Annotated in this window: 19 protein-coding genes and 1 tRNA gene; 13 read left to right on the plus strand and 7 right to left on the minus strand. The window is 40.1% G+C overall.

The genetic code is table 11. The features are described 5' to 3' along the window. Positions 1–35 precede the first annotated feature (35 nt). The 3 genes from FK178_RS06475 to FK178_RS06485 form a co-directional block, all read right to left on the minus strand. The gene (locus FK178_RS06475; RefSeq protein WP_146832409.1) at positions 36–1,046 is read right to left on the minus strand and encodes a TolB family protein; all 1,011 of its coding nucleotides are present in this window, start codon (positions 1,044–1,046) and stop codon (positions 36–38) included. A gap of 595 nt (positions 1,047–1,641) precedes the next feature. Continuing rightward, a complete protein-coding gene (locus FK178_RS06480; protein ID WP_146832412.1) occupies positions 1,642–2,886 on the minus strand; it encodes a site-specific integrase in 1,245 nt (414 codons plus the stop codon). Positions 2,887–3,102: 216 nt separating this feature from the next. Continuing rightward, positions 3,103–3,177 (minus strand) — tRNA-Pro (locus tag FK178_RS06485). A 395-nt stretch (positions 3,178–3,572) separates the two neighbouring features. Here FK178_RS06485 and FK178_RS06490 point away from each other — a divergent pair. From FK178_RS06490 to FK178_RS06550, 13 genes are all read left to right on the plus strand, one after another. Then, positions 3,573–4,706: a PQQ-dependent sugar dehydrogenase gene (locus tag FK178_RS06490; protein WP_146832415.1), complete on the plus strand. Its 1,134-nt coding sequence runs from the start codon at positions 3,573–3,575 to the stop codon at positions 4,704–4,706. Continuing rightward, positions 4,703–5,152, plus strand: a complete 450-nt coding sequence (locus FK178_RS06495; RefSeq protein WP_146832418.1) for a c-type cytochrome — start codon at positions 4,703–4,705, stop codon at positions 5,150–5,152. The genes FK178_RS06490 and FK178_RS06495 overlap by 4 nt, the downstream gene beginning before the upstream one ends. Positions 5,153–5,300: 148 nt before the next feature. After that, on the plus strand, positions 5,301–5,909 hold the full coding sequence (udk, locus tag FK178_RS06500; RefSeq protein ID WP_146832420.1) for a uridine kinase: 609 nt from the start codon (positions 5,301–5,303) through the stop codon (positions 5,907–5,909). 81 nt (positions 5,910–5,990) lie between these two features. Beyond that, a complete protein-coding gene (locus FK178_RS06505) occupies positions 5,991–6,305 on the plus strand; it encodes an FtsB family cell division protein (RefSeq protein ID WP_146832423.1) in 315 nt (104 codons plus the stop codon). 39 nt (positions 6,306–6,344) lie between these two features. After that, positions 6,345–7,721, plus strand: a complete 1,377-nt coding sequence (locus FK178_RS06510; protein ID WP_146832426.1) for a methylmalonyl-CoA mutase subunit beta — start codon at positions 6,345–6,347, stop codon at positions 7,719–7,721. Between the two features lie 59 nt (positions 7,722–7,780). Further along, positions 7,781–9,910, plus strand: a complete 2,130-nt coding sequence (gene scpA, locus FK178_RS06515) for a methylmalonyl-CoA mutase (protein WP_146832429.1) — start codon at positions 7,781–7,783, stop codon at positions 9,908–9,910. A 264-nt stretch (positions 9,911–10,174) separates the two neighbouring features. Continuing rightward, positions 10,175–11,056, plus strand: a complete 882-nt coding sequence (locus tag FK178_RS06520) for an SDR family oxidoreductase (protein WP_146832432.1) — start codon at positions 10,175–10,177, stop codon at positions 11,054–11,056. 265 nt (positions 11,057–11,321) lie between these two features. After that, positions 11,322–12,086: a ParA family protein gene (locus FK178_RS06525; protein WP_146832435.1), complete on the plus strand. Its 765-nt coding sequence runs from the start codon at positions 11,322–11,324 to the stop codon at positions 12,084–12,086. A 3-nt stretch (positions 12,087–12,089) separates the two neighbouring features. After that, a complete protein-coding gene (locus FK178_RS06530) occupies positions 12,090–12,992 on the plus strand; it encodes a ParB/RepB/Spo0J family partition protein (RefSeq protein WP_146832438.1) in 903 nt (300 codons plus the stop codon). Further along, positions 12,982–13,578 (plus strand): DUF5683 domain-containing protein, encoded by a 597-nt coding sequence (locus FK178_RS06535; protein WP_240793905.1) that lies wholly within the window; start codon positions 12,982–12,984, stop codon positions 13,576–13,578. Before FK178_RS06530 ends, FK178_RS06535 begins: the two co-directional genes overlap by 11 nt. 63 nt (positions 13,579–13,641) lie before the next feature. Further along, positions 13,642–14,346 carry a 4-hydroxy-tetrahydrodipicolinate reductase gene (gene dapB, locus FK178_RS06540; protein WP_146832441.1) on the plus strand — a complete coding sequence of 235 codons (705 nt, stop codon included), beginning with the start codon at positions 13,642–13,644 and terminating at the stop codon, positions 14,344–14,346. Between the two features lie 54 nt (positions 14,347–14,400). Continuing rightward, positions 14,401–15,963 (plus strand): signal peptidase I, encoded by a 1,563-nt coding sequence (gene lepB / locus FK178_RS06545; RefSeq protein WP_146832444.1) that lies wholly within the window; start codon positions 14,401–14,403, stop codon positions 15,961–15,963. A 12-nt stretch (positions 15,964–15,975) separates the two neighbouring features. Then, positions 15,976–16,593: a WbqC family protein gene (locus FK178_RS06550; RefSeq protein ID WP_146832447.1), complete on the plus strand. Its 618-nt coding sequence runs from the start codon at positions 15,976–15,978 to the stop codon at positions 16,591–16,593. 4 nt (positions 16,594–16,597) lie between these two features. Here the strand turns inward: FK178_RS06550 and FK178_RS06555 are convergent, their stop codons facing one another. The 4 genes from FK178_RS06555 to mutL are packed head-to-tail and all read right to left on the minus strand — an operon-like array spanning position 16,598 to position 21,114. Then, on the minus strand, positions 16,598–17,620 hold the full coding sequence (locus FK178_RS06555; RefSeq protein WP_146832450.1) for an endonuclease/exonuclease/phosphatase family protein: 1,023 nt from the start codon (positions 17,618–17,620) through the stop codon (positions 16,598–16,600). Continuing rightward, complete coding sequence (locus FK178_RS06560; RefSeq protein ID WP_146832453.1) at positions 17,621–18,520, minus strand: rhomboid family intramembrane serine protease; 900 nt, start codon at positions 18,518–18,520, stop codon at positions 17,621–17,623. Beyond that, on the minus strand, positions 18,520–19,263 hold the full coding sequence (locus FK178_RS06565; RefSeq protein WP_146832456.1) for a rhomboid family intramembrane serine protease: 744 nt from the start codon (positions 19,261–19,263) through the stop codon (positions 18,520–18,522). Before FK178_RS06565 ends, FK178_RS06560 begins: the two co-directional genes overlap by 1 nt. Further along, positions 19,264–21,114, minus strand: a complete 1,851-nt coding sequence (gene mutL, locus FK178_RS06570; RefSeq protein WP_146832459.1) for a DNA mismatch repair endonuclease MutL — start codon at positions 21,112–21,114, stop codon at positions 19,264–19,266. It lies immediately after the preceding gene. Positions 21,115–21,118: the final 4 nt, after the last annotated feature.

Below are 21,118 nucleotides of genomic sequence, written 5' to 3' on the forward strand. Positions count from 1 at the left end.
TTTTTTCATGGTTTATTGAGATTAGTTATAACTTATTACTGGATTATTTGAAAATCATTATTTGTTAGCTGCTGTTTTTCCGTTCCATCTGGGTTCATTATCCATAAGGTACCTTTATGCTCATTAATTATACTATAATCATAATTTACATAAACTATCTTGCCATCTGGAGAAAATGAAAACCCTTGGCAACCCTCAGACGTTAATTTAGAAAATGAATAATCATTCACATTAATCATATATAATTGTTCACCTCCAATTGAGAGTATACTGGTTAAACCTATTTGAGTGCCACCAGGTGAAAATTTTAAATTTCTGTTATCATAATGAGGAAGTGAAATGAATTTTAGTAAATGTGAACGATTATTGGAGACATTATACATCCAGAGGGAATCACCTACGTCCTCGCCTTCTCGATTAATTGCATTTGTCAAAAAAATAACAGAATCAGAATTGGGATGCCAATCAGGATAATTACCATATTGACCAATATGTTGAGTAATATTTTTATTTAGGTTATAAAGCCAAATACCACAAGCAATATTATTATTACAAACTGATTCGTTGTAAGCAATCCATTCCCCATCCGGACTCCAGGAAGGAAAAAAATTTCGTCCTTCAAAGGTTAATTGAACCATCGCAGAAGTATCAAATTCAATCCCATCAAAAGGCATAATAAAAATTTGAGCGCCCTTGGAAAAGGCAATCCATTTTCCGTCCGGACTCCAAGCAGGGGTATTTAATTCATAAGGTAAAATTCTTCTCTTGTTTTTACCGTCTTCATCTATTAAATAAAATCCTTTCATTTCTTCTTCATATTTGTAAGAAGCTTGTTGTGGGCAATTTATACCATAAGAATACTTTATACTCTTTAAAGGAGTATGATTAAAACCAATTATTTTATCCACTGGATGCCATATAGGATCTTTGTAAGGCGATTCCTGAATATCTTTAAAAGGAGGGCAAGTATTAAAATCATCCCTTTCATTTTCACAGGAGCTGCCTATTAGAACACAAAGAATCAGCATTCTAAAAGGTATTTTCATTTATTTGAAGTATTAATTTGCAATCCAGATAGAAAACAGAATTTTAATAAACATTTGTTTCGAATTAATTCGCAGTCATCCATTTTGTTTTTTTATTTGAGGAACAATAAAATATAAGTCTCAACACGCTGTTTATAATACTGGATTTAGTTTTTTAGAAGAATAGTTTCCACAATCAATTCAAGTAAAACTATTATTACAGAATCCAACTATTATAGAAATAAACACCATTATTTTCCATCTGAAAGTTGCAAAAGAACCTCTTCACCCCCTGCGGGAGGATTCTTCAGATTTTCCTAAAATTTTATTAAAGGGTGTCATTGAGATTTTGAAGTAGGGAGGAAATCTCTTAAGATGAATTTACGAAAAAATTTAATATAAATATATTTTTTCAGGTTTTTTTATTCAGGTACGAAATTTTATCTATTAATTCTTCAAAATTAAATAAAAATAAAATCTTATCATATCCTTTTGAATTATCCCATCTTAAAGTCACCTAATCGGTTACCTCGAGGAAAGAAAAAAGGAAAAAGTACTTCATTTACTGGTATTACGGGAGCGGCAAATTAACCCTGCCACTGTGATAACAATTCTTTTAAATAATATTTCCCTTTTTTTTTTTATTTATAATAATTTGATCCAGGTTAGAAATATCTGAACTAATTTTATTTTCCAGCACCCTAGCATAAATTTGAGTAGTGGAAAGCTTTGTGTGTCCTAATAGCTTAGATACAGTTTCTATAGGCACTCCATTGGAAAGGGTTATTACTGTAGCAAAGGTGTGCCTGGCAGAATGAAAGGTGATTTTCTTTTTGATCCCAATTGACTGAGTGATATCTTTCAAATACTTATTCATTTTTTGATTGGAAATTACTGGAAAAACTTTATTGGTCTCCTTTGAACACTCTTCCTGATATTTTTTAAGGATTTCCTTAGCGGCTGCGAGAAGAGGGATTTTAATAGATTGTTGGGTCTTTTCTCGTTTGGTATAGATCCAGTCCCTGCCATCAATCCCTTTGACTACTTGATCAGTAGTCAATTCCTTAAGATCAATATAAGATAAACCAGAGTAGCAAGAGAATAAAAACATATTCTTAACTCGTTCAAGAGATTCACTGGTAAATTTCGTTTCTTCTAAAATATTAAGCTCTCGCTCTGTTAGAAACTGCCTGTCATTCTTTTCAAATTTAAAGCTATAGCTCCTAAAAGGGTTTTTCTCAAGCCATTCTAACTTGATCGCTAGGTTGAGGAGTTTTTTCAACCTTTCTAAATGTTTCATAGTTCCATTGGTTCCACAGGTTTTTCGGTCTTTTTTGGCTTTATAGCTTCTCAGAAACATTTCAAATTCCGTAATAAATTGGTAGTTGATATGCTTCAGGTAAATGTTATCTGTTTTCTTTACCTTCATTAGAAACTCTTCAAGGTAATTTGCTGTGGTGCGATAGTTTTTAAGAGTTCCCCATTGGAGAATGTCTTTCATTTTTTCATTATGATAGGCTATGATATCCTTAATTGTCTTATGATCTTCATCGAGGCCCAGATAAGACGCTTTTATTTTAGCGGCACTGATGAGGGAATCTTTATCTAAAAGTTTTTTATGGGTATCAAGGAGTTTAGAATAGACCTGGTCAAGATAGCTGTTCAATTCTTTAATTCTGGAAGTTGTTCCTTTAAGTCTTCCTTTGGAACTATCCCATGCATTCACTAAAGTTTTCCGTTGAAGGCTCATTTCTGAGCATTTCCCATTTATAGTAATTCTAGCATAAATGGATAAGTTTTGCGAATTCCGGTTCACCTTTCTGGTAAAGAAAAGTACTGAGAAGGTAGTAAAATCAGGCATTGTAAACGTCTTTGAGTGAAACAATAGTTTTTAAAGACGAAAGTCAAATCAACCCTAATGTACTTCTAAGATAGTGAATTAATAGAAAGAATGTATTCACCGAATCATTCACTAAACAGGGTGATATCAAACGATATCATCTGATATCAGTAAAAATAAAAAACACTGAAAATCAGATGATTAACAGTGTTTTATATCCACTTATCAGATGGTTCGTCGGGGTGGCAGGATTCGAACCTGCGGCCTCCTGCTCCCAAAGCAGGCGCGATAACCGGGCTACGCTACACCCCGAATGGTGTATATTTTTAAGATTTTTCTAAGTCTTATTTATTTCAATAATATAAGAACTTTCCCTGCGGTCTTCCCGCTTTTTGGCGGGACGCGATAACCGCGCTGAGCCTGTCCTGAGTAAGTCTCTTTAGAGACGCATCGAAGGGCTACACCCCGAAAAAACAGCTAAAGCTGTAAATTTTCAATATCTCAAATTCTAAAATCCAAAGCAACTTTGAATATTCAACCTTGAACCTTAAGCCTTGAACCGTTAAGGCCTCTTAGCGGCTGCAAATATAACAGGTTTTATTACAAACCCATCTATAATAATATAAATATTTTCACTTTTCCTCTTAACACAAGTTTTTGAACATTACGGCATATTTTTTTTACCTTATGCCAAAAATTAATTACACATGAAATCCAATTTACTTTTATTGTTCACCGCAGTGATAATGTCGGTTACGGCCTGCGCTCAAAAAGATACTACCATTGAAAAAGCGCAGACAGTCATTGACCACGAAATGGTGGTTGACGGACTAACAATCGCATGGGGAATGACGTTTTTGCCTGATGGCAGCATGCTAATTACAGAAAAAAATGGCGAGGTGATCCATTTTAAAGATGGTACCAAACAACAAATTACCGGTGGCCCTGAAGTTTACCAGCGTGGTCAGGGAGGTTTACTGGATATTATCCTTCACCCTGATTATGAAGAGAATGGCTGGATCTACATGTCCTATGCTTCAGATGCCGGAGACGGTGATGGTGGAAATACCGCTATTATGAGGGCCAAATTAGAAGGCAATCAATTCACCAATAAAGAGATGCTTTATAAAGGTACTCCTAATACTACCCGTGGCCAGCATTTTGGATCGCGAATGGTGTTTGACCGTGATGGCTATCTTTATTTCTCCATTGGAGACCGCGGAAATCACGATGAGAATCCGCAGGATATAACCCGTGACGCAGGAAAAATTTACCGTATTAACGATGACGGGACCATTCCACAGGATAATCCTTTTGTGGGAGAACCTAATGCCAAAGAAGCTATCTACAGCTATGGTCACAGGAATCCGCAGGGAATGATCTTAAATCCTGAGACCGGAGAGGTTTGGGTGCACGAGCACGGTCCACAGGGAGGTGACGAGATCAATGTTATTAAAAAAGGTGCTAATTACGGATGGCCTGTTGTAACCTATGGTGAGAATTATGGCGGTGGCGCTATTAGTGATGAGACCAGCCACCCCGGGATGGAAGACCCTATCTATTACTGGATACCTTCTATAGCACCCAGTGGATTTGTATATGTAACTTCAGATAAATACCCTTCCCTTAAAGGAAATCTTTTAATTGGGGCTCTTAAATTCCAATACCTCGAACATGCCGTACTTAACGGAAAAGAAGTTACCCGCAGAGAAAAATTACTTGAAGAAATAGGACGGGTACGCGATGTAAAACAGGCACCAGATGGTACCATATATGTTTCTGTAGAAGGAAAAGGAATTGTAAAGCTGGTAGAAAAAGAAATTGCAAAAACTGAAGAATGAAAATAGTATTTAAATTGGTTTTAATAATTGGCCTGTTAAGTTGTAAATCCAATTCTGAAAAGGAAGAAGCCAGTTATACTGTCCCACCCGAAGAATTAGCCCAGGCGCAGGATAAGACCAATGAAAGTTATAAACGCGGTAAAGATGTGTATAATGACTTTTGTGTAACCTGCCATCTTTCCAACGGCAAGGGGGTAGCCGGAAATTTTCCGCCACTTGATGGGTCAGACTGGCTTACCAAAAAAAGAACCGAAAGTATACACGCCATAAAATATGGCTTAAGCGGCCCTATAAAAGTAAATGGCGAGGAATATAACAGCGTAATGGTACAAATGGGATTGAGCGACCAGGAAGTGGCAGATGTTATGAACTATATCAACAACTCCTGGAGTAATGCCGTTAAAAAACCAGTTACGCTGGAGGAAGTCCAGGCAGTAGCCAAATAGAGCCATACTGTAAATATTAAAAACCGGTAAAAATCCCTTTTACCGGTTTTTTGTTTTAATAAAATCAGCTTCAGTAGGCCTTCAAGAATAAGAACACTTTACTTCCTTTTATTACAGGAATAATTAACTTTGCCCAAAATTGGAAGTTATGTTAATTATTGGAATTGCAGGTGGTACAGGCAGCGGGAAGACCACTGTTGTAAAACAGATCATGGATGAGCTTAAAAATGAAGAAGTTGATGTGATCTCCCAGGATTCATATTACCAGGATACTACCCACCTGCCCTATGAAGAACGTGTAAAGATAAATTTTGATCATCCTAAATCCATCGATTTTGACCTGCTGGTAACCCATCTTCAGGAACTAAAAGCAGGAAAGACCATTGAGGAACCGGTATATTCCTTTATAGAACACAACCGTACCAGCGAGACGCGCACCATACATCCCCGTAAAGTAATAATTGTGGAGGGTATTCTAATCCTTACCCACCCGGAAGTGCGCAATATGTTTGATATCAAGATCTATGTGCATGCAGATAGTGATGAACGGCTAATACGGCGTTTGAAGCGGGATATTAATGAGCGGGCCAGAGATCTTGATGAAGTTTTATGGCGCTACCAAACCACTCTTAAACCCATGCACCAGCAATTTATAGAACCCACCAAGGAATTCGCCGATATAATAATTCCTACCAACCGCTATAACACCGTGGCAGTAGATGTAGTTCAAACAATTATTAAAGACAGATTATCCTAATTTTGTATATTTAGGCGTTATAAATAAGGATTTCATTCCAAAAAGTGCAAATCGCATATTCAATTATAAAACTGTTTTTAGATGAAACTAAAGGAGCTGCGGGAGAAGAAATGGTTTAGGTTCCTGAGTAATCGCTATGTGCTTATCCTATTGATCTTCGCGGGCTGGATGTTTTTTCTGGACAGCAATTCCTGGTTTATTCACCACGAGCTGGACCAGGAGATCAATGAGCTGGAGACCAATAAGAAATATTACAAAAAAGAGATTGCCAAAGACCGCAATGTAATTGATAAGTTAAATGATTCTTTTGAATTGGAGAGTTACGCCCGCCAGAATTATTATATGAAACGGGCCAATGAAGATATTTACATTATCCAGTACGACACCATCGATTAATTAATCCTCCCGTTGGTAATTTCATAATATACCTTAAAAATGAGTGAGCTTTTATTTGAAGAATTTGAAGAAGTATCTGCCAAACAATGGAAGCAAAAGATCCAGTTCGAATTAAAAGGTGAAGATTATAATGAAAAGCTGGTCACCAAAACCAGGGATGGCATCCATATAAAACCCTTTTACCATTCAGAAGACCTCAAAGACCCAACTCATATTCCCGGCCCGGGAAAATGGAATATTTGTGAAAAAATATATGTTGCTTCTGAAGCTAAAAGCAATAGAAAAGCCCTGGAAGTTTTAAAAAAGGGAGCTGAACATCTATGGTTTATCCTTCCTTCGGAAAAAATTGATATCTCCGTTTTATTTAAGGATATTGACCTTAATAACACCACTGTATATCTTGGTTTTGAATTTCTTTCCGAAGAATTTATCCTGAAACTGGAGGAGTTTCTGAAAGGAAAAGAGCATAACATTTTTTTACAGAATGATATTATAGGAAACCTGGCAAGGTCCGGAAACTGGTATTTTAATCTGGCTGAAGATCACAAAAAGCTGGAAAAAATTATTGGAAATAAAGGGGATTATAAGGGTGTTTTAAGTGTAGATGGCACCTTATACCAAAATGCAGGCGCCACCATCCCACAGGAATTGGCATATTGCCTGGCCCACGCAAATGAATATTTAAATCACTTCGCCACTGCTTCCCCTGACGCTTTAAAGAAAGAGCTCCTGTTTTTAATTTCAACGGGAACAAATTACTTCTTTGAGATCGCAAAGCTAAGGGCATTGCGCTTGTTATTTGCGACCCTGGCGGCTGAATATGAACTGCCTCCAAATTGCCAGATTTTATCGCAACCTACCAAACGCGATAAGACCCTGTATGATTACAATGTGAATTTACTGCGCACAACCACCCAAAGTATGAGTGCGGTTCTGGGAGGTGCCAACGCGGTATATAATTCGCCTTATGATGCCATTTATCATAAAAACAACGAATTTGGCGACCGCATTGCGCGCAATCAATTGCTGGTGCTAAAACATGAGAGTTACCTGGACAAGGTTTCCAATGCTGCAGATGGGGCTTATTATATAGAGAACCTAAGCCTTCAGCTGGCTGAAAAAGCACTGGAGATTTTCAAGGAAATTGAAGCCGGCGGCGGATTCTTAAAACAATTGAAAGAAGGGATTATCCAGAAGAAAATTGTGGAAAGCGCTGGAAAGGAACAAGCCAAGTTTGACTCCGGTGAGTTGGTGCTTATAGGAACCAACAAGTTTGAGAACAAAGAAGATAAAATGAAGCAGGACCTGGAACTTTATCCTTTTTTAAAAATGAACCCGAGGAAAACGCTAATTCAGCCAATCCTTGAAAAACGCCTGGCCGAAAAACTTGAACAGGAAAGGCTTGAAAGAGAATAAGAGCTCATATTACATTTAATATTATTGCTGAGGAAAATCAGCAGGAAGTATAAACCAACATGCCAAGAAAAAATCTTCAACATATAAGTTTAATTAAACCAGTTGCTGCAGAAAAACCTGCGCGGACTGAAAAAGCTTTTACCACCGCCGAGGAAATAGACCTGAAACCGGTTTATAGCGAAGAAGACATTCAGGAAGCAGAGCATTTAAATTTTGCCGCCGGAATTTCACCTTACCTGCGCGGCCCATACAGCACTATGTTTGTGAGCCGGCCGTGGACCATTCGCCAATATGCCGGATTCTCCACTGCCGAAGAAAGCAATGCCTTCTATCGCAGGAACCTTGCCGGCGGCCAAAAAGGATTATCTGTAGCCTTTGACCTTCCCACGCACCGCGGGTATGACAGTGACCACGAGCGTGTGGTAGGGGATGTTGGAAAAGCAGGGGTAGCAATAGATTCGGTTGAGGATATGAAGATCCTTTTTGACCAGATCCCCCTTGATAAAATGTCGGTCTCCATGACTATGAACGGCGCTGTTCTACCCATTATGGCATTTTATATTGTAGCTGCAGAAGAACAGGGCGTGAAGCCTGAAGCCTTGTCCGGTACCATTCAAAACGATATTTTAAAGGAGTTTATGGTGAGAAATACCTACATCTACCCTCCAACTCCTTCCATGAAGATCATTTCAGATATTTTTGAGTACAGCTCTAAAAATATGCCCAAATTCAACAGCATAAGTATTTCCGGATACCACATGCAGGAAGCCGGCGCAACGGCCGATATTGAGCTGGCTTATACCCTGGCCGATGGATTGGAATATATAAGAAAAGGCCTGGAAGCCGGAATGGATATAGATTCGTTTGCGCCCCGTCTCTCCTTTTTCTGGGGAATTGGAATGAACCACTTCATGGAGATCGCCAAAATGCGGGCCGCACGAATGTTGTGGGCCAAACTGGTGAAACAATTTAATCCTAAAGATGAAAAATCCCTGGCGCTGCGCACACATTCCCAAACCAGCGGCTGGAGTTTGACAGAACAGGACCCATTTAACAACGTGGCGCGCACCTGTATAGAAGCGGCCGCTGCGGCATTTGGGGGCACGCAAAGCCTGCACACCAATGCCCTGGATGAAGCTATAGCACTGCCAACAGATTTTTCGGCAAGGATAGCCCGGAACACCCAATTGTTCCTGCAGCAGGAAACTATGATCACCAAAACTGTAGACCCGTGGGCCGGCAGTTATTACGTGGAAAGTCTCACCGAACAGATCGCTCAAAAAGCCTGGAAGCTTATTCAGGAGGTGGAAGGCCTGGGCGGGATGACAAAAGCAATTGAAGCCGGAATACCCAAAATGCGTATCGAGGAAGCCGCTGCAAGAAAACAGGCGCGAATAGACAGCGGGACAGATATAATTGTGGGCACCAACAAATACCGTCTTGAAAAGGAGGATCCCCTGGTGACCCTGGAAGTAGATAACCAGACGGTGCGACTGCAACAACTGGATAGATTAAAAACTACCAAAGCAAACCGGAATTCAGCAAAAGTCAAAGAAGCATTAAATGCCCTTAGCCTTGCGGCGAAGAACCGGGATAAGAATTTACTGGACCTGGCAATTGTAGCTGCGCGGGAAAGAGCTACCTTGGGAGAGATTAGTAATGCCCTTGAAAAGGTGTATGGCAGGTATAAAGCAAAGATCCAATCCTTTAGCGGAGTTTATTCGAAAGAGATGAAAGATGATATTTCCTTTAAAAAGGCCAGGGAACTGGCAGATAAATTTGCAGAACAGGATGGTCGCCGACCCAGAATCATGATCGCAAAAATGGGACAGGATGGGCACGACCGCGGCGCAAAAGTGGTGGCCACCGGTTATGCCGATCTTGGATTTGATGTGGACATAGGCCCCTTGTTTCAAACTCCGGCAGAGGCCGCAAAACAGGCAATTGAAAATGATGTGCATATATTAGGGGTATCATCCCTTGCCGCCGGACATAAAACCCTGGTGCCCCAGGTTATAGAAGAGCTTAAAAAATATGACCGGGAAGATATTATGGTGATTGTAGGCGGGGTGATCCCTTCCCAGGATTACCAGTTTTTATTTGATGCCGGCGCAGTGGCGGTTTTTGGCCCAGGCACAAAAATAAGCGAAGCCGCCATCCAGTTACTTGAAATTTTAATAGATGAATAAAAGAAGTTGTAGGTTGTAGGTTGTAGGTTGTAGGTTGTAGATTGTAGATTGTAAAATAAGGTTTTCAAAATTCAGAAGCTTTCTGTTATTAATAAACCGGTGTTTAAATGAAGTTAATCAAATTACAGGTTTCTCCATTATTAAATTGAGTACAAACAGACAAATCCCAATTAAACAACCCACAACTGAGAACTGAGAACTCACAACAATTACTTTTTACCTCTTTAACTCTTTACCTTTTTAACTCTTTAACTTAATACACACATGGACTTCAAACAAAAAATGCTTCGGGATGACGCCTTAAAGGGCAAAACTATATTAGTAACAGGGGGCGGCAGCGGCCTCGGGAAATCCATGAGTACCTATTTTTTAGAATTGGGGGCCAATGTAGTGATCACCTCACGGGACCTGGAAAAATTAAAGAACACCGCAAGCGAACTGGAAGCGCAAACCGGAGGAAAAGTATTACCGGTGCAGTGTGATGTAAGGCATTATGAAGAGGTTGAGGCAATGGTAAATGCATCGGTGGAGAATTTTGGAAGTGTTGATGTCCTGCTCAATAACGCTGCCGGGAATTTTATTTCCCCTACAGAGCGGCTTTCAGCAAACGCCTTTGACACTATAATAGACATAGTATTAAAGGGCAGCAAGAACTGCACCCTGGCCTTCGGAAAGCACTGGATAGATACAAAACAAACCAACAAGACTATCCTGAATATTGTAACCACTTATGCCTGGACGGGATCTGCCTACGTAGTGCCCAGCGCTACCGCGAAGGCAGGAGTCCTTGCTATGACGCGTTCCCTGGCGGTAGAATGGGCAAAATACGGAATAAGGTCAAACGCTATCGCTCCGGGGCCCTTTCCTACAAAAGGTGCCTGGGACAGATTACTACCGGGAGACCTGAAAGAAAAATTTGACCTGGCTAAGAAGGTTCCCCTTAAACGTGTGGGTGACCACCAGGAACTGGCAAACCTAGCTGCATATCTGGTTTCTGACTTTTCCTCATACGTGAACGGGGAAGTGATCACCATTGACGGGGGAGAATGGTTAAAAGGTGCAGGCCAGTTCAATCTGCTCGAGGCTGTACCCGAAGAAATGTGGGATATGCTGGAACAAATGATCAAATCGAAAAAGAGGGAATAAAAAGGTTCAATGTCTGCCTGCCGAAGGTAGGTTCAAGGTTCAAAATTGAAAGCATGCATGCCGCAGGCAGGTTTCAGTTTGAGGGGCTCATTGCCACTGGAAGGTTCATTACGATTTGGGAACTTGCCTGATTGGCAAAGGCGGGTTTGGAAATTGGAATTTGGCTTTAGATTTTGAATTTTATCTTTTAGAAACCTGTTAACAAAATCATTTTCTAAACCTGTAATAAATTGTATTTTTACCTTTTAAAAACCGAAATTAATTAATGGGTAAAATCATTGCAATTGCAAACCAAAAGGGCGGGGTAGGAAAAACTACGACATCTGTAAATCTGGCGGCTTCCCTGGGAGTTCTTGAGAAAAAAGTATTATTGATTGATGCCGACCCACAGGCCAATGCTACTTCGGGGCTTGGAATAGATGTTGAAAAAGTTGAATTTGGCACTTACCAGCTACTGGAACATTCCATTAAAGCCGAGGAAGCCATCATTAAAACAAGTTCGCCTAACCTGGATATAATCCCGTCTCACATAGACCTTGTTGCAATTGAAATTGAACTGGTGGACCAGGATGAGCGGGAATATATGCTCAAAAAGGCCATTACCCATCTCAAGGAACAATACGACTATATTCTTATTGACTGTGCCCCTTCTCTGGGCCTTTTGACTTTAAATGCCCTAACCGCTGCCGACTCTGTGATCATCCCAATACAGTGCGAATACTTTGCGCTGGAAGGATTGGGCAAATTGCTTAACACCATAAAAAGTGTACAGAAGATCCATAACAAAAATCTGGATATAGAAGGCCTGTTATTAACCATGTATGATTCGCGTTTAAGGCTCTCAAACCAGGTGGTTGAAGAGGTGCAAAAGCATTTTAATGAAATGGTATTTACCACAATCATTCAGCGTAATGTGCGTTTAAGTGAGGCGCCAAGTTATGGCGAAAGCATTATTAATTATGATGCCGCAAGTAAGGGTGCCACCAATTATTTAAGCCTGGCACACGAAATTATAAAGAAAAACACATAAACGATGGCGAAAGCTACCAAGAAACAAGCATTGGGACGCGGACTTTCAGCATTGCTGAAGGATCCGGATCATGATATAAAATCTGCTGAAGACAAGAATGCCGATAAACTGGTTGGACATATAGTAGAATTGGAACTTACTTCTATTGAAGTAAACCCATTCCAGCCCAGGACCAGCTTTAATGAGGAATCCTTACGCGAGCTTGCCTCCTCGATCAAGGAATTAGGGGTAATACAGCCAATTACGGTAAGAAAGCTTGACTTTAATAAATTCCAGCTGGTATCTGGTGAAAGAAGGTTCAGGGCTTCCAAACTTATTGGCCTTGAAACCATTCCTGCCTATATACGAATTGCCAATGACCAGGAATCCCTGGAAATGGCTTTGGTTGAGAATATTCAACGCCAGGACCTTGATCCTATTGAGATCTCCCTTTCCTACCAGCGACTTATCGATGAGATAAATCTCACCCAGGAACAGTTGAGTGAACGCGTGGGAAAGAACAGGTCTACCATTGCCAATTATTTGCGCTTATTAAAACTTGATCCTATAGTACAAACCGGAATGAGGGATGGTTTTCTATCGATGGGCCATGGAAGGGCATTGATCAATATTGAAGACCCCCAAATGCAACTCGACATTTATGAGCGCATTCTTGAAAGGTCACTTTCAGTAAGGGATACAGAGAAACTTGTGAGAGAATTAAATGGTGACGATGCTGCAAAACCCGCTAAAAAAGCCAAGGCGCTTCCTACTGAATTTAAAAAAGGAATCAGAGAGTTTTCAGATTATCTGGGTGCCAAAGTTGATATAAAAGTAGCCGGCAAAGGAAAAGGAAAACTTATTATCCCCTTTAATAGTGAAGAGGATTATAACAGGATAAAAAAATTAATTCAGGGTGAGTCTTAAACAAATTATTGCAGTAATATCGCTGTTACTGCTACCCGGCTATATGGTTGCACAGGAGGATAGCCTTAGTGTAAGCGTGGCCGAAAAAATAATTGTTGAAGAAGAATCCAGGGATTATAAACCATATGACCCTCTTGCCCCTGCCCGGGCAGCTTTTTTCTCGGCTGTATTGCCGGGCCTGGGACAGGCCTATAACGGGAAATACTGGAAGATCCCCATTGCTTATGGAGGCCTTGGTGTGGGAGTTTATTTTTATTTGAAAAATGACGAACAGTATGATCGTTACCGTTCTATATACAAAAGACGCCTTGCGGGGTTTACTGATGACGAATTCATCACCCCTACTGGTACCCAACGGGTTACCAATGACGGATTAATTCGTGCACAGCGTTTCTACCAGCGAAATAAAGAGATCTCCATTCTTGTAATCGTGGGAGTGTATGCCCTTAATATCATTGATGCCAACGTAGATGCACATTTACAACAATTCAATGTAAGTGAAGATCTCTCACTGAGACCCTCCATGAATTTTAATGAATTTACCGGAAAGACAGGTTATGGGCTTTCTTTAAATTATAATTTTTAGAACAAAAGAAACTGTGCACAAGGAATGTATACTGAAATTGTTCTTTAATACTTATTTAAAAAAATGAAAATAGCACTTTTAGGCTACGGGAAAATGGGAAAGACCATTGAAAGAATAGCCATAGATCGCGGTCATGAAATTGTTCTGAAAATTAGCGATAATATCGCGGCCTATGACCTAAGCCTGGCTGATGTTGCAATAGACTTTAGCATTCCCACTGCAGCGCTTAATAATATTATTACCTGTTGCAAAAACGGGCTTCCGGTAATAAGCGGCACCACAGGCTGGCTAAAAGATTACGAAAAAGCAGTAAAGGTTTGTGAACAAGAAGATTCGGCACTTTTATATGCTTCAAATTTCAGTATTGGGGTGAACTTGTTTTTTGACCTTAACCAGAAGCTTGCGAAACTTATGCAGCCATTTAAAGAATATGCCGTGGCAATTGAAGAAATTCACCATACCCAGAAACTGGATGCCCCCAGCGGAACCGCTATAAGTCTGGCCGACCAAATTGTAGCCAATTCTTCCCTTACCGGCTGGAAAGCTGAGCAAGCTGAAAAAAATGAGATCCCCGTATATTCCAAGCGTATTGATGAAGTTCCGGGAACGCATACGGTTTCCTATGCTTCCAGGGTAGATACCATTGAGATCAAACATACCGCGCATTCCCGGGAAGGATTTGCCTTGGGAGCAGTTATCGCCGCGGAATGGATCAAGGACAAGAAAGGTGTTTTCACCATGAAAGACGTGCTTTCAGGATTAAAATAAATAATTTGTAACGGTAGAGCATTGTTTCATACCAATACCAGTAAATAGTTTACTATGACAATTACCCAATGGCTTCTGTTTTTCTTAGTAGTGCAAATTATCCATTTTCTTGGAACCTGGAGACTTTATGTAAAAGCCGGCCGTAAAGCCTGGGAAGCCGCGGTTCCTGTTTACAACGCGGTGGTTTTAATGAAGATCATTAACCGTCCCTGGTGGTGGGTGATCCTGTTATTCATTCCAATTGTAAACTTAATTATGTTCCCGGTAGTTTGGGTGGAAACTATTAGAAGTTTTGGCAGGAATAGTTCCATGGATACCTTTCTTGTACTCATAACCTTCGGCTTATATATTTTTTATATAAACTACTTCACAGATGCTACTTATATTGCAGACCGCAGCTTAAAACCGGGCACCGCCGTTGGAGAATGGGTAAGTTCAATCCTGTTTGCCATTATTGCTGCCACGCTGGTTCACACCTATCTTATTCAGCCTTTTACAATCCCTACATCATCTTTGGAAAAAACACTGCTGGTGGGTGATTTCCTCTTTGTTAGCAAATTTCATTACGGGGCGCGCACACCTTTAACGGCTGTTGCTTTCCCTATGGTTCATGACACAATACCTGTGTTAAACGTAAAGTCATACCTGGAAAAACCCCAGATCCCATATTTCAGGCTTCCCGGCTTTCAGGAGATTGAAAGAACAGATATTGTAGTGTTCAACTGGCCTGTAGATACTATGATGAATATGTATTATACAGATAAGCACTACTATAAACCCATAGACAAAAAAACCAATTATGTAAAGCGTGCGGTTGGTATTCCGGGAGATTCCCTTGAGATCATTAACGGAAAGATCCATATTAACTCCCAGCCGTTACAGCTGCCAGACAGAGCCAAACTCCAGTATTCTTACCAGGGAACAACCAAAGGACAACCTTTTCATCCTTATAACCTCTATGAGCGTTATGATGTTACAGATTATGTGCCCTATCATGCTGAATCAAGAACTTTCAGGATCAACCTGACGGAAGAAGCTTTTGAGCGATTTAAAAATCATCCCAATGTTGAAACCATTGCAAGAGTGGTAGATTCTTCCAGTGTTGCAGATACCCAGCTATTCCCTCAAAAAGGAGATCATCATTGGAACAACGATAATATGGGCCCTATTTTCATTCCGAAGAAAGGTGTTACCACCCCGCTTAATTCCAAAAATATAGAATTATATAAAAGGATCATTGAAGTGTATGAGGGGTCTGAAATGGATTTTGACAATAAGGTAAGCGTTAATGGCACCCAGGTTTTGCTAAACGGCCAGGCTACCGACTCTTATACCTTTCAACAGGATTATTACTGGATGATGGGAGATAACAGGCATAACAGCCTTGACAGCCGTTATTTTGGCTTTGTTCCGGAAAATCATATAGTTGGAAAACCTGTGTTTATCTGGATGAGCTGGGATGCCAATGGTGATGGTTTTATTAACAAGGTGCGCTGGGATAGATTATTCACCACAGTGGGCGGCCCCGGAGACCCGGTTTCATATTTACCCTATTTTCTTATTGTGGTTATAATACTTGTAGCCTTTAACTTTTTCAAGAAAAGAAGAGAATCCTAAGATTGCTGTAAGATGGAGGAAATTTTATTACATCTCCCCTATTTTGGGCCAGTTTCACATTTTAAAGAAATTGTAAAACCGGCCACCATATGGTTTGAAAATGAGGATAATTATCAAAAACAAACCTATCGCAACCGTACCTATATATATGGTGCCAATGGGAAACTTCTTTTGAATATTCCCGTGAAGCATTTGAATGCTCCGGGAGTAAAGCTGCATCAAAAATATAAGGATGTAAAAATTGAAAATGATTTTAAATGGCAGCAACTCCACTGGAAATCTTTAAAATCTGCTTACCAGACCTCCCCTTTCTTTGAATATTATGAAGATGATTTCGCCCCTCTTTTCCATGGAAAAGAAGATTTTTTAATGGAATTTAATTATAAGTGTTTTGATCTGGTATGTGAAAGCTTACAGATAACTGTGGATTATAAAAAGACTGTGGAATACTTTAGAGACCCCGCCGGAATTATAGACAGAAGGGATCTTATAAACGCCAAAAAATCGAGGGAAGTACCGGAATATATCCAGGTTTTTCAGGATAAAAAAGGCTTTATACAGGATTTGAGCATTCTGGACCTTTTATTCAACGAGGGGCCAAACGCAGTAAATTATCTTCGGGAAATGTAGCGTCCTACCAGTTTAGACGGGCCATTAAGGGAAAGTGATCTGAATAATCTACCGGAAATACTTCAAAAGAATTAATAGGGATGGAGTTTTCTATAAAAAGAAAATCTATTCTCAAAGGGAAATAGTTAAGGTTGAACGTTCTGGCAAAACCGCTCCCAGCCAACAGGAACGCATCCTGAAAGCGCTCTCCCTTTATATAGCGATAAATGTAGGAGAATGCCGTATTATTAAAATCGCCAAGCACCAGGGTCTTATAAGGGGATTCATCTATAGCTTCTTTTAATATTTTCGCCTGGTCTTGCTGGAGTTTAAAACCATACCCTATTCTTCCAATGAGTTGTTTAGAATCGGCATCCTTAATATCCTGCAGTCCCGGTTTTATGTTAAGTGATTGAAAATGCACGTTGAAGATGCGCAGGGTATCTTCATTTTTAACAATGTCTATAAAAATAGAGTTGTTATTCCCGTCTTCGGGAAAGTCCAGGGATTGTTTATTCACTATAGGATATTTTGAAAATATCGCCATTCCAAATTCGCTTCCCTTATCCTTCAGTTTTATATAGCTGTGAGGAAATTCTTTAAACTTCCCGGTTTCGCCAATATAATGTTCCTGGGTCACAAGGATATCCGGATCCTGCTCATTCACAAATGTCTGGATCTTTTCGGGGATCAAGGGGTCATCTACCCATTTATAAGCATTGAACATCCTCACATTGTAACTCATTACACTAAGTTCATTTGTGGTGCTTTCATTTTTTTTCCCAATTTGAAACCAGGCGACAACATAATTATAGCCTGCGGCAAGAATAATAAGGGAAAGTAAAAAATGACGTTTCAGTCTTAATAACCAGAAAATAAGAAAAAGCACATTCCCCAAAATAAGCAGCGGTACCCCGAGGCTTAATACTGAAAGTAAGGGGAAATTTGAGGGTGGGATGTGTGGTAATAAATAGGATAATAGCAATGCGAAGGCAAGCAGCGAATTAAGTAGGAATAGAAACTTGTCCAGAAACTTCAATTTCTTCATTTAATTTTCTTTTCCGGCGTCAAACAAAAAATCCTTCTCCTGTTTGGTGAGGCTGTCATAACCACTTTTGCTTATTTTATCCAGAATGGCATCTATCTTTTGCTGCTTTTCATTCTTGGAGATCTTGCCGGCCGAAGGCGCCACAGGGGAACCACCCGCTTTTTTATAAACCGTTCTCATAGTAGATTTAGGTTTCTTTTGGGCTTCAAAAAGAGAAAGGAAACCACTTGTCAATTTTTCAAAACCACTGCCAATGTCATTTCCTTTTCCAAGCTGGTTCGCATAAACATATCCAAACAATGCGCCTCCTAAATGAGCAAGATGCCCGCCGGAATTGCTAATTGGTATCTGTATTATATCCAGAAGAACAAGAAAAGCGGCGATATACCAGAATTTTATACTCCCCAGGAACAATAGCCTGATCCTTAAATGAGGAACATGAGTAGCAATACCCACCAGAACTGCCATTACCCCGGCCGAAGCCCCAAGTAAATAGGACCTTCCCGTAGACTGGAATGCTGGAAACAGGTTATAGCTTAACATATAGATAAGCGCGCCGGTAATAACCCCTAAAAAATAAAAGTTGAGCAGTTTCTTTGCTGAAAAATAAGTAAGAAAATAAATACCCGCATAATAGAGTATTAGCATATTGGAAAGAATATGCCATATCCCCGAATGAAGGAAAGAATAGGTGATTATAGACCAGGGCTTGAAGATATATTCTCCCGGCTCCTTAGGAAATACAAACCACTCCAGTAAAAAATCTGAAGGCCATTGGAAAAGGAAAGCAATTGTTTTGGCAAGATAAAAAAGTATAAAGAACAGGACGTTAAGCCCAATGAGCTTCTCAACAACTGTAGCTGTCTGTAATTTATAACGAAATTTATCTGCCGGTCCCATTAATCCCACCTGTTTTCATTAAACTGATTCTTTTTCCAGTACCACATCATAATAAAGCCGAACAAAGCTCCCCCAACGTGGGCAAAATGCGCGATTCCGCCGCCAAATAAAGAGTACCCGGTGAGTCCGGAGAACAGGTCTATAGCGATGAGAACCGGGATAAATATCTTTGCTTTAATAGGTACCGGAACGAATATTAAAAATAGTGCGACATTTGGAAATAACATACCAAAAGCGACTAAAATTCCATAAATAGCTCCAGATGCTCCCACGGCGGGCGTATTAAAAGAAATATACATACTTTCAAGGGTTTCCCGGGAAACAGAATCCAGGATAGCAGTAGAATATTGGCCTGTATTGAGCAGTTGTCTAATACTTTCAGGATTCATTCCGGCTTCAACCAGCGCATTGTATCCAGATTGTACGTGGTAATAATTTACCAGTGAGTGAATAATAGCAGCTCCAATTCCGCAGGAAAAATAGAAGAAAAGAAATTTTTTCTGGCCAAGCATTTGTTCAATGGGGCTTCCAAAAGCCCATAAGGCATACATATTAAAGAGAATGTGCATAAAACTCCCATGCATGAACATATGGGTAAGTATCTGCCAAATTCCAAAATTGTCATTTTGAAAAAACCACAAAGAGAATAATTTATACGTGTATTCTCCAACCGTAAGCGTACCTACAAAAAATATAACATTAATGATTAAAAGTACCTTTACGGTATCTGTCATTCTTCCCATTTACATGAATTTTTTTTCTATTTCTTCTACCGGCAAGGTAATAAAAACAGGTTTGTTTGAAGGGGTTAAAGTTGGCTCTTTACAGGCAAATAAACCATTTACAATATGTTGCTGCTCTGTAGGATTGAGTAGGTTTCCGGATTTTACGGCCATACTCTTTGCCAGGGATTTTGCCAAAAGGTCTGTTTGTGAGAAATTATTACCCGGCACCTCATTTTCAAAATCGGCCAGCAATTGTTCCAGCAGCATTTCAACCTCACTTTCTGAAACCGTAGTAGGAATTCCTGAAATTTCTATGGAATCTTTTCTTATTTCAGAAAATATAAAACCTGTATTCTCCAGGGCATCCTTGATCCCTTTTAACAAACGGATTTCATTTTGGCTGAATTGCAATTGCAACGGAAACAATAACTGCTGGCTTACCGCTGCGTGAACGGTAATACTTTTAAGCAGTTCTTCATATAAGATGCGGGTATGTGCACGGTGCTGGTCTATAACCAGCATCCCGTTCTTTAAGGTGGAAATGATGAATTTTTTGTTAAGCTGAAACGTGGAGTGCTGCGATTCCTCACTTTTGGAAGCTCCAAACAGGTTTCCGGTTACTTCCTCACTCTCAAATTCAATTTGCCGCAACTCTTCACTATTTTCCGGCTGTTCTGTATTTAAACCGGTATACAGGCTTTCCCAGCTGGGTGTTTCTCTTCTAAAAGAAGGGGAAAAACTCCTGCCCCGGTTTTGTTCTTCCTTAAATGGATTAAAATTACGGTCTACTTCTACCTTTGGGGTAGTAGCCTGCTTATTTTCATAATTATAAGGCGTATCCATGGTGGGATCCCTGTCAAAATCAAGGATGGGTGCAACGTTAAACTGGCCAAGGCTGTGTTTTATCGCACTTCGCATGATGGCATATAAGGCATGCTCGTCATCGAATTTAATCTCGGTCTTGGTGGGGTGAATGTTAATATCAATGCTTTTTGGATCAACCTTTAAGTATAAAAAGTAACTGGGAAAAGCATTATCTTTTAACAAACCTTCAAACGCGGCCGTAACGGCATGATTCAAATATGGGCTTTTTATAAACCTGTCATTTACAAAGAAAAACTGTTCCCCGCGGGTACGCTTTGCAAACTGGGGTTTCCCCACGAATCCCGAAATGGTCAAGATCTCTGTTTCCTCATTTACCGGTACCAGTTTTTCATTGGTCTTTCCACCAAAAATATTGGTGATCCTTTGCCTGTAATTGGCCGAGGGCAGCTGAAACAGCTCCCCGGTATTATGCACCAGGGTAAAGGTAATATTTGGATGAGCCAGGGCTACCCGTTGGAATTCGTCAACAATATGGCGGGTTTCAACGGTGTCAGATTTCAGAAAATTTCTTCTGGCGGGTATATTATAAAAAAGGTTTTTTACCGTAAGGGAAGTGCCGGTTGCTGTGGTGCAGGGTTCCTGTGCCACCACCTGGCTTCCTTCTATCTTTATACATGTGCCAATTTCATCACCTTCACGTTTTGTCTTAAGTTCCACGTGTGCAATAGCTGCAATAGAGGCCAGGGCTTCCCCACGGAAACCTTTGGTTTGTAGTTGAAAAAGATCTTCAGCAGTTTTTATTTTCGAAGTTGCGTGCCTTTCAAAGCTTAAACGCGCATCTGTAATGCTCATTCCTACGCCGTCATCAACCACCTTTATAAGGATCTTTCCTGCTTCTTTAATAAAGACCTGGATGTTCCGGGCTTTGGCATCAATGGCATTTTCCAGCAATTCCTTAATTACAGAGGCAGGCCTTTGTACCACTTCGCCCGCAGCAATTTGATTGGCCACATGGTCCGGCAACAAATGGATAACATCACTCATGAAG

The organism is Antarcticibacterium arcticum, assembly GCF_007993795.1.
GTDB lineage: Bacteria > Bacteroidota > Bacteroidia > Flavobacteriales > Flavobacteriaceae > Gillisia > Gillisia arctica.

Bases quoted from the DNA above. Each gene is read 5' to 3' on its own strand.
- dapB (WP_146832441.1), top strand. From the start codon at position 13,642: ATGAAAATAGCACTTTTAGGCTACGGGAAAATGGGAAAGACCATTGAA.
- FK178_RS06495 (WP_146832418.1), top strand. From the start codon at position 4,703: ATGAAAATAGTATTTAAATTGGTTTTAATAATTGGCCTGTTAAGTTGT.
- lepB (WP_146832444.1), top strand. From the start codon at position 14,401: ATGACAATTACCCAATGGCTTCTGTTTTTCTTAGTAGTGCAAATTATC.
- FK178_RS06530 (WP_146832438.1), top strand. From the start codon at position 12,090: ATGGCGAAAGCTACCAAGAAACAAGCATTGGGACGCGGACTTTCAGCA.
- FK178_RS06550 (WP_146832447.1), top strand. From the start codon at position 15,976: ATGGAGGAAATTTTATTACATCTCCCCTATTTTGGGCCAGTTTCACAT.
- FK178_RS06525 (WP_146832435.1), top strand. From the start codon at position 11,322: ATGGGTAAAATCATTGCAATTGCAAACCAAAAGGGCGGGGTAGGAAAA.
- mutL (WP_146832459.1), bottom strand. From the start codon at position 21,114: ATGAGTGATGTTATCCATTTGTTGCCGGACCATGTGGCCAATCAAATT.
- FK178_RS06555 (WP_146832450.1), bottom strand. From the start codon at position 17,620: ATGAAGAAATTGAAGTTTCTGGACAAGTTTCTATTCCTACTTAATTCG.
- scpA (WP_146832429.1), top strand. From the start codon at position 7,781: ATGCCAAGAAAAAATCTTCAACATATAAGTTTAATTAAACCAGTTGCT.
- FK178_RS06490 (WP_146832415.1), top strand. From the start codon at position 3,573: ATGAAATCCAATTTACTTTTATTGTTCACCGCAGTGATAATGTCGGTT.
- FK178_RS06480 (WP_146832412.1), bottom strand. From the start codon at position 2,886: ATGCCTGATTTTACTACCTTCTCAGTACTTTTCTTTACCAGAAAGGTG.
- FK178_RS06510 (WP_146832426.1), top strand. From the start codon at position 6,345: ATGAGTGAGCTTTTATTTGAAGAATTTGAAGAAGTATCTGCCAAACAA.
- FK178_RS06560 (WP_146832453.1), bottom strand. From the start codon at position 18,520: ATGGGACCGGCAGATAAATTTCGTTATAAATTACAGACAGCTACAGTT.
- FK178_RS06475 (WP_146832409.1), bottom strand. From the start codon at position 1,046: ATGAAAATACCTTTTAGAATGCTGATTCTTTGTGTTCTAATAGGCAGC.
- FK178_RS06565 (WP_146832456.1), bottom strand. From the start codon at position 19,263: ATGGGAAGAATGACAGATACCGTAAAGGTACTTTTAATCATTAATGTT.
- udk (WP_146832420.1), top strand. From the start codon at position 5,301: ATGTTAATTATTGGAATTGCAGGTGGTACAGGCAGCGGGAAGACCACT.
- FK178_RS06505 (WP_146832423.1), top strand. From the start codon at position 5,991: ATGAAACTAAAGGAGCTGCGGGAGAAGAAATGGTTTAGGTTCCTGAGT.
- FK178_RS06520 (WP_146832432.1), top strand. From the start codon at position 10,175: ATGGACTTCAAACAAAAAATGCTTCGGGATGACGCCTTAAAGGGCAAA.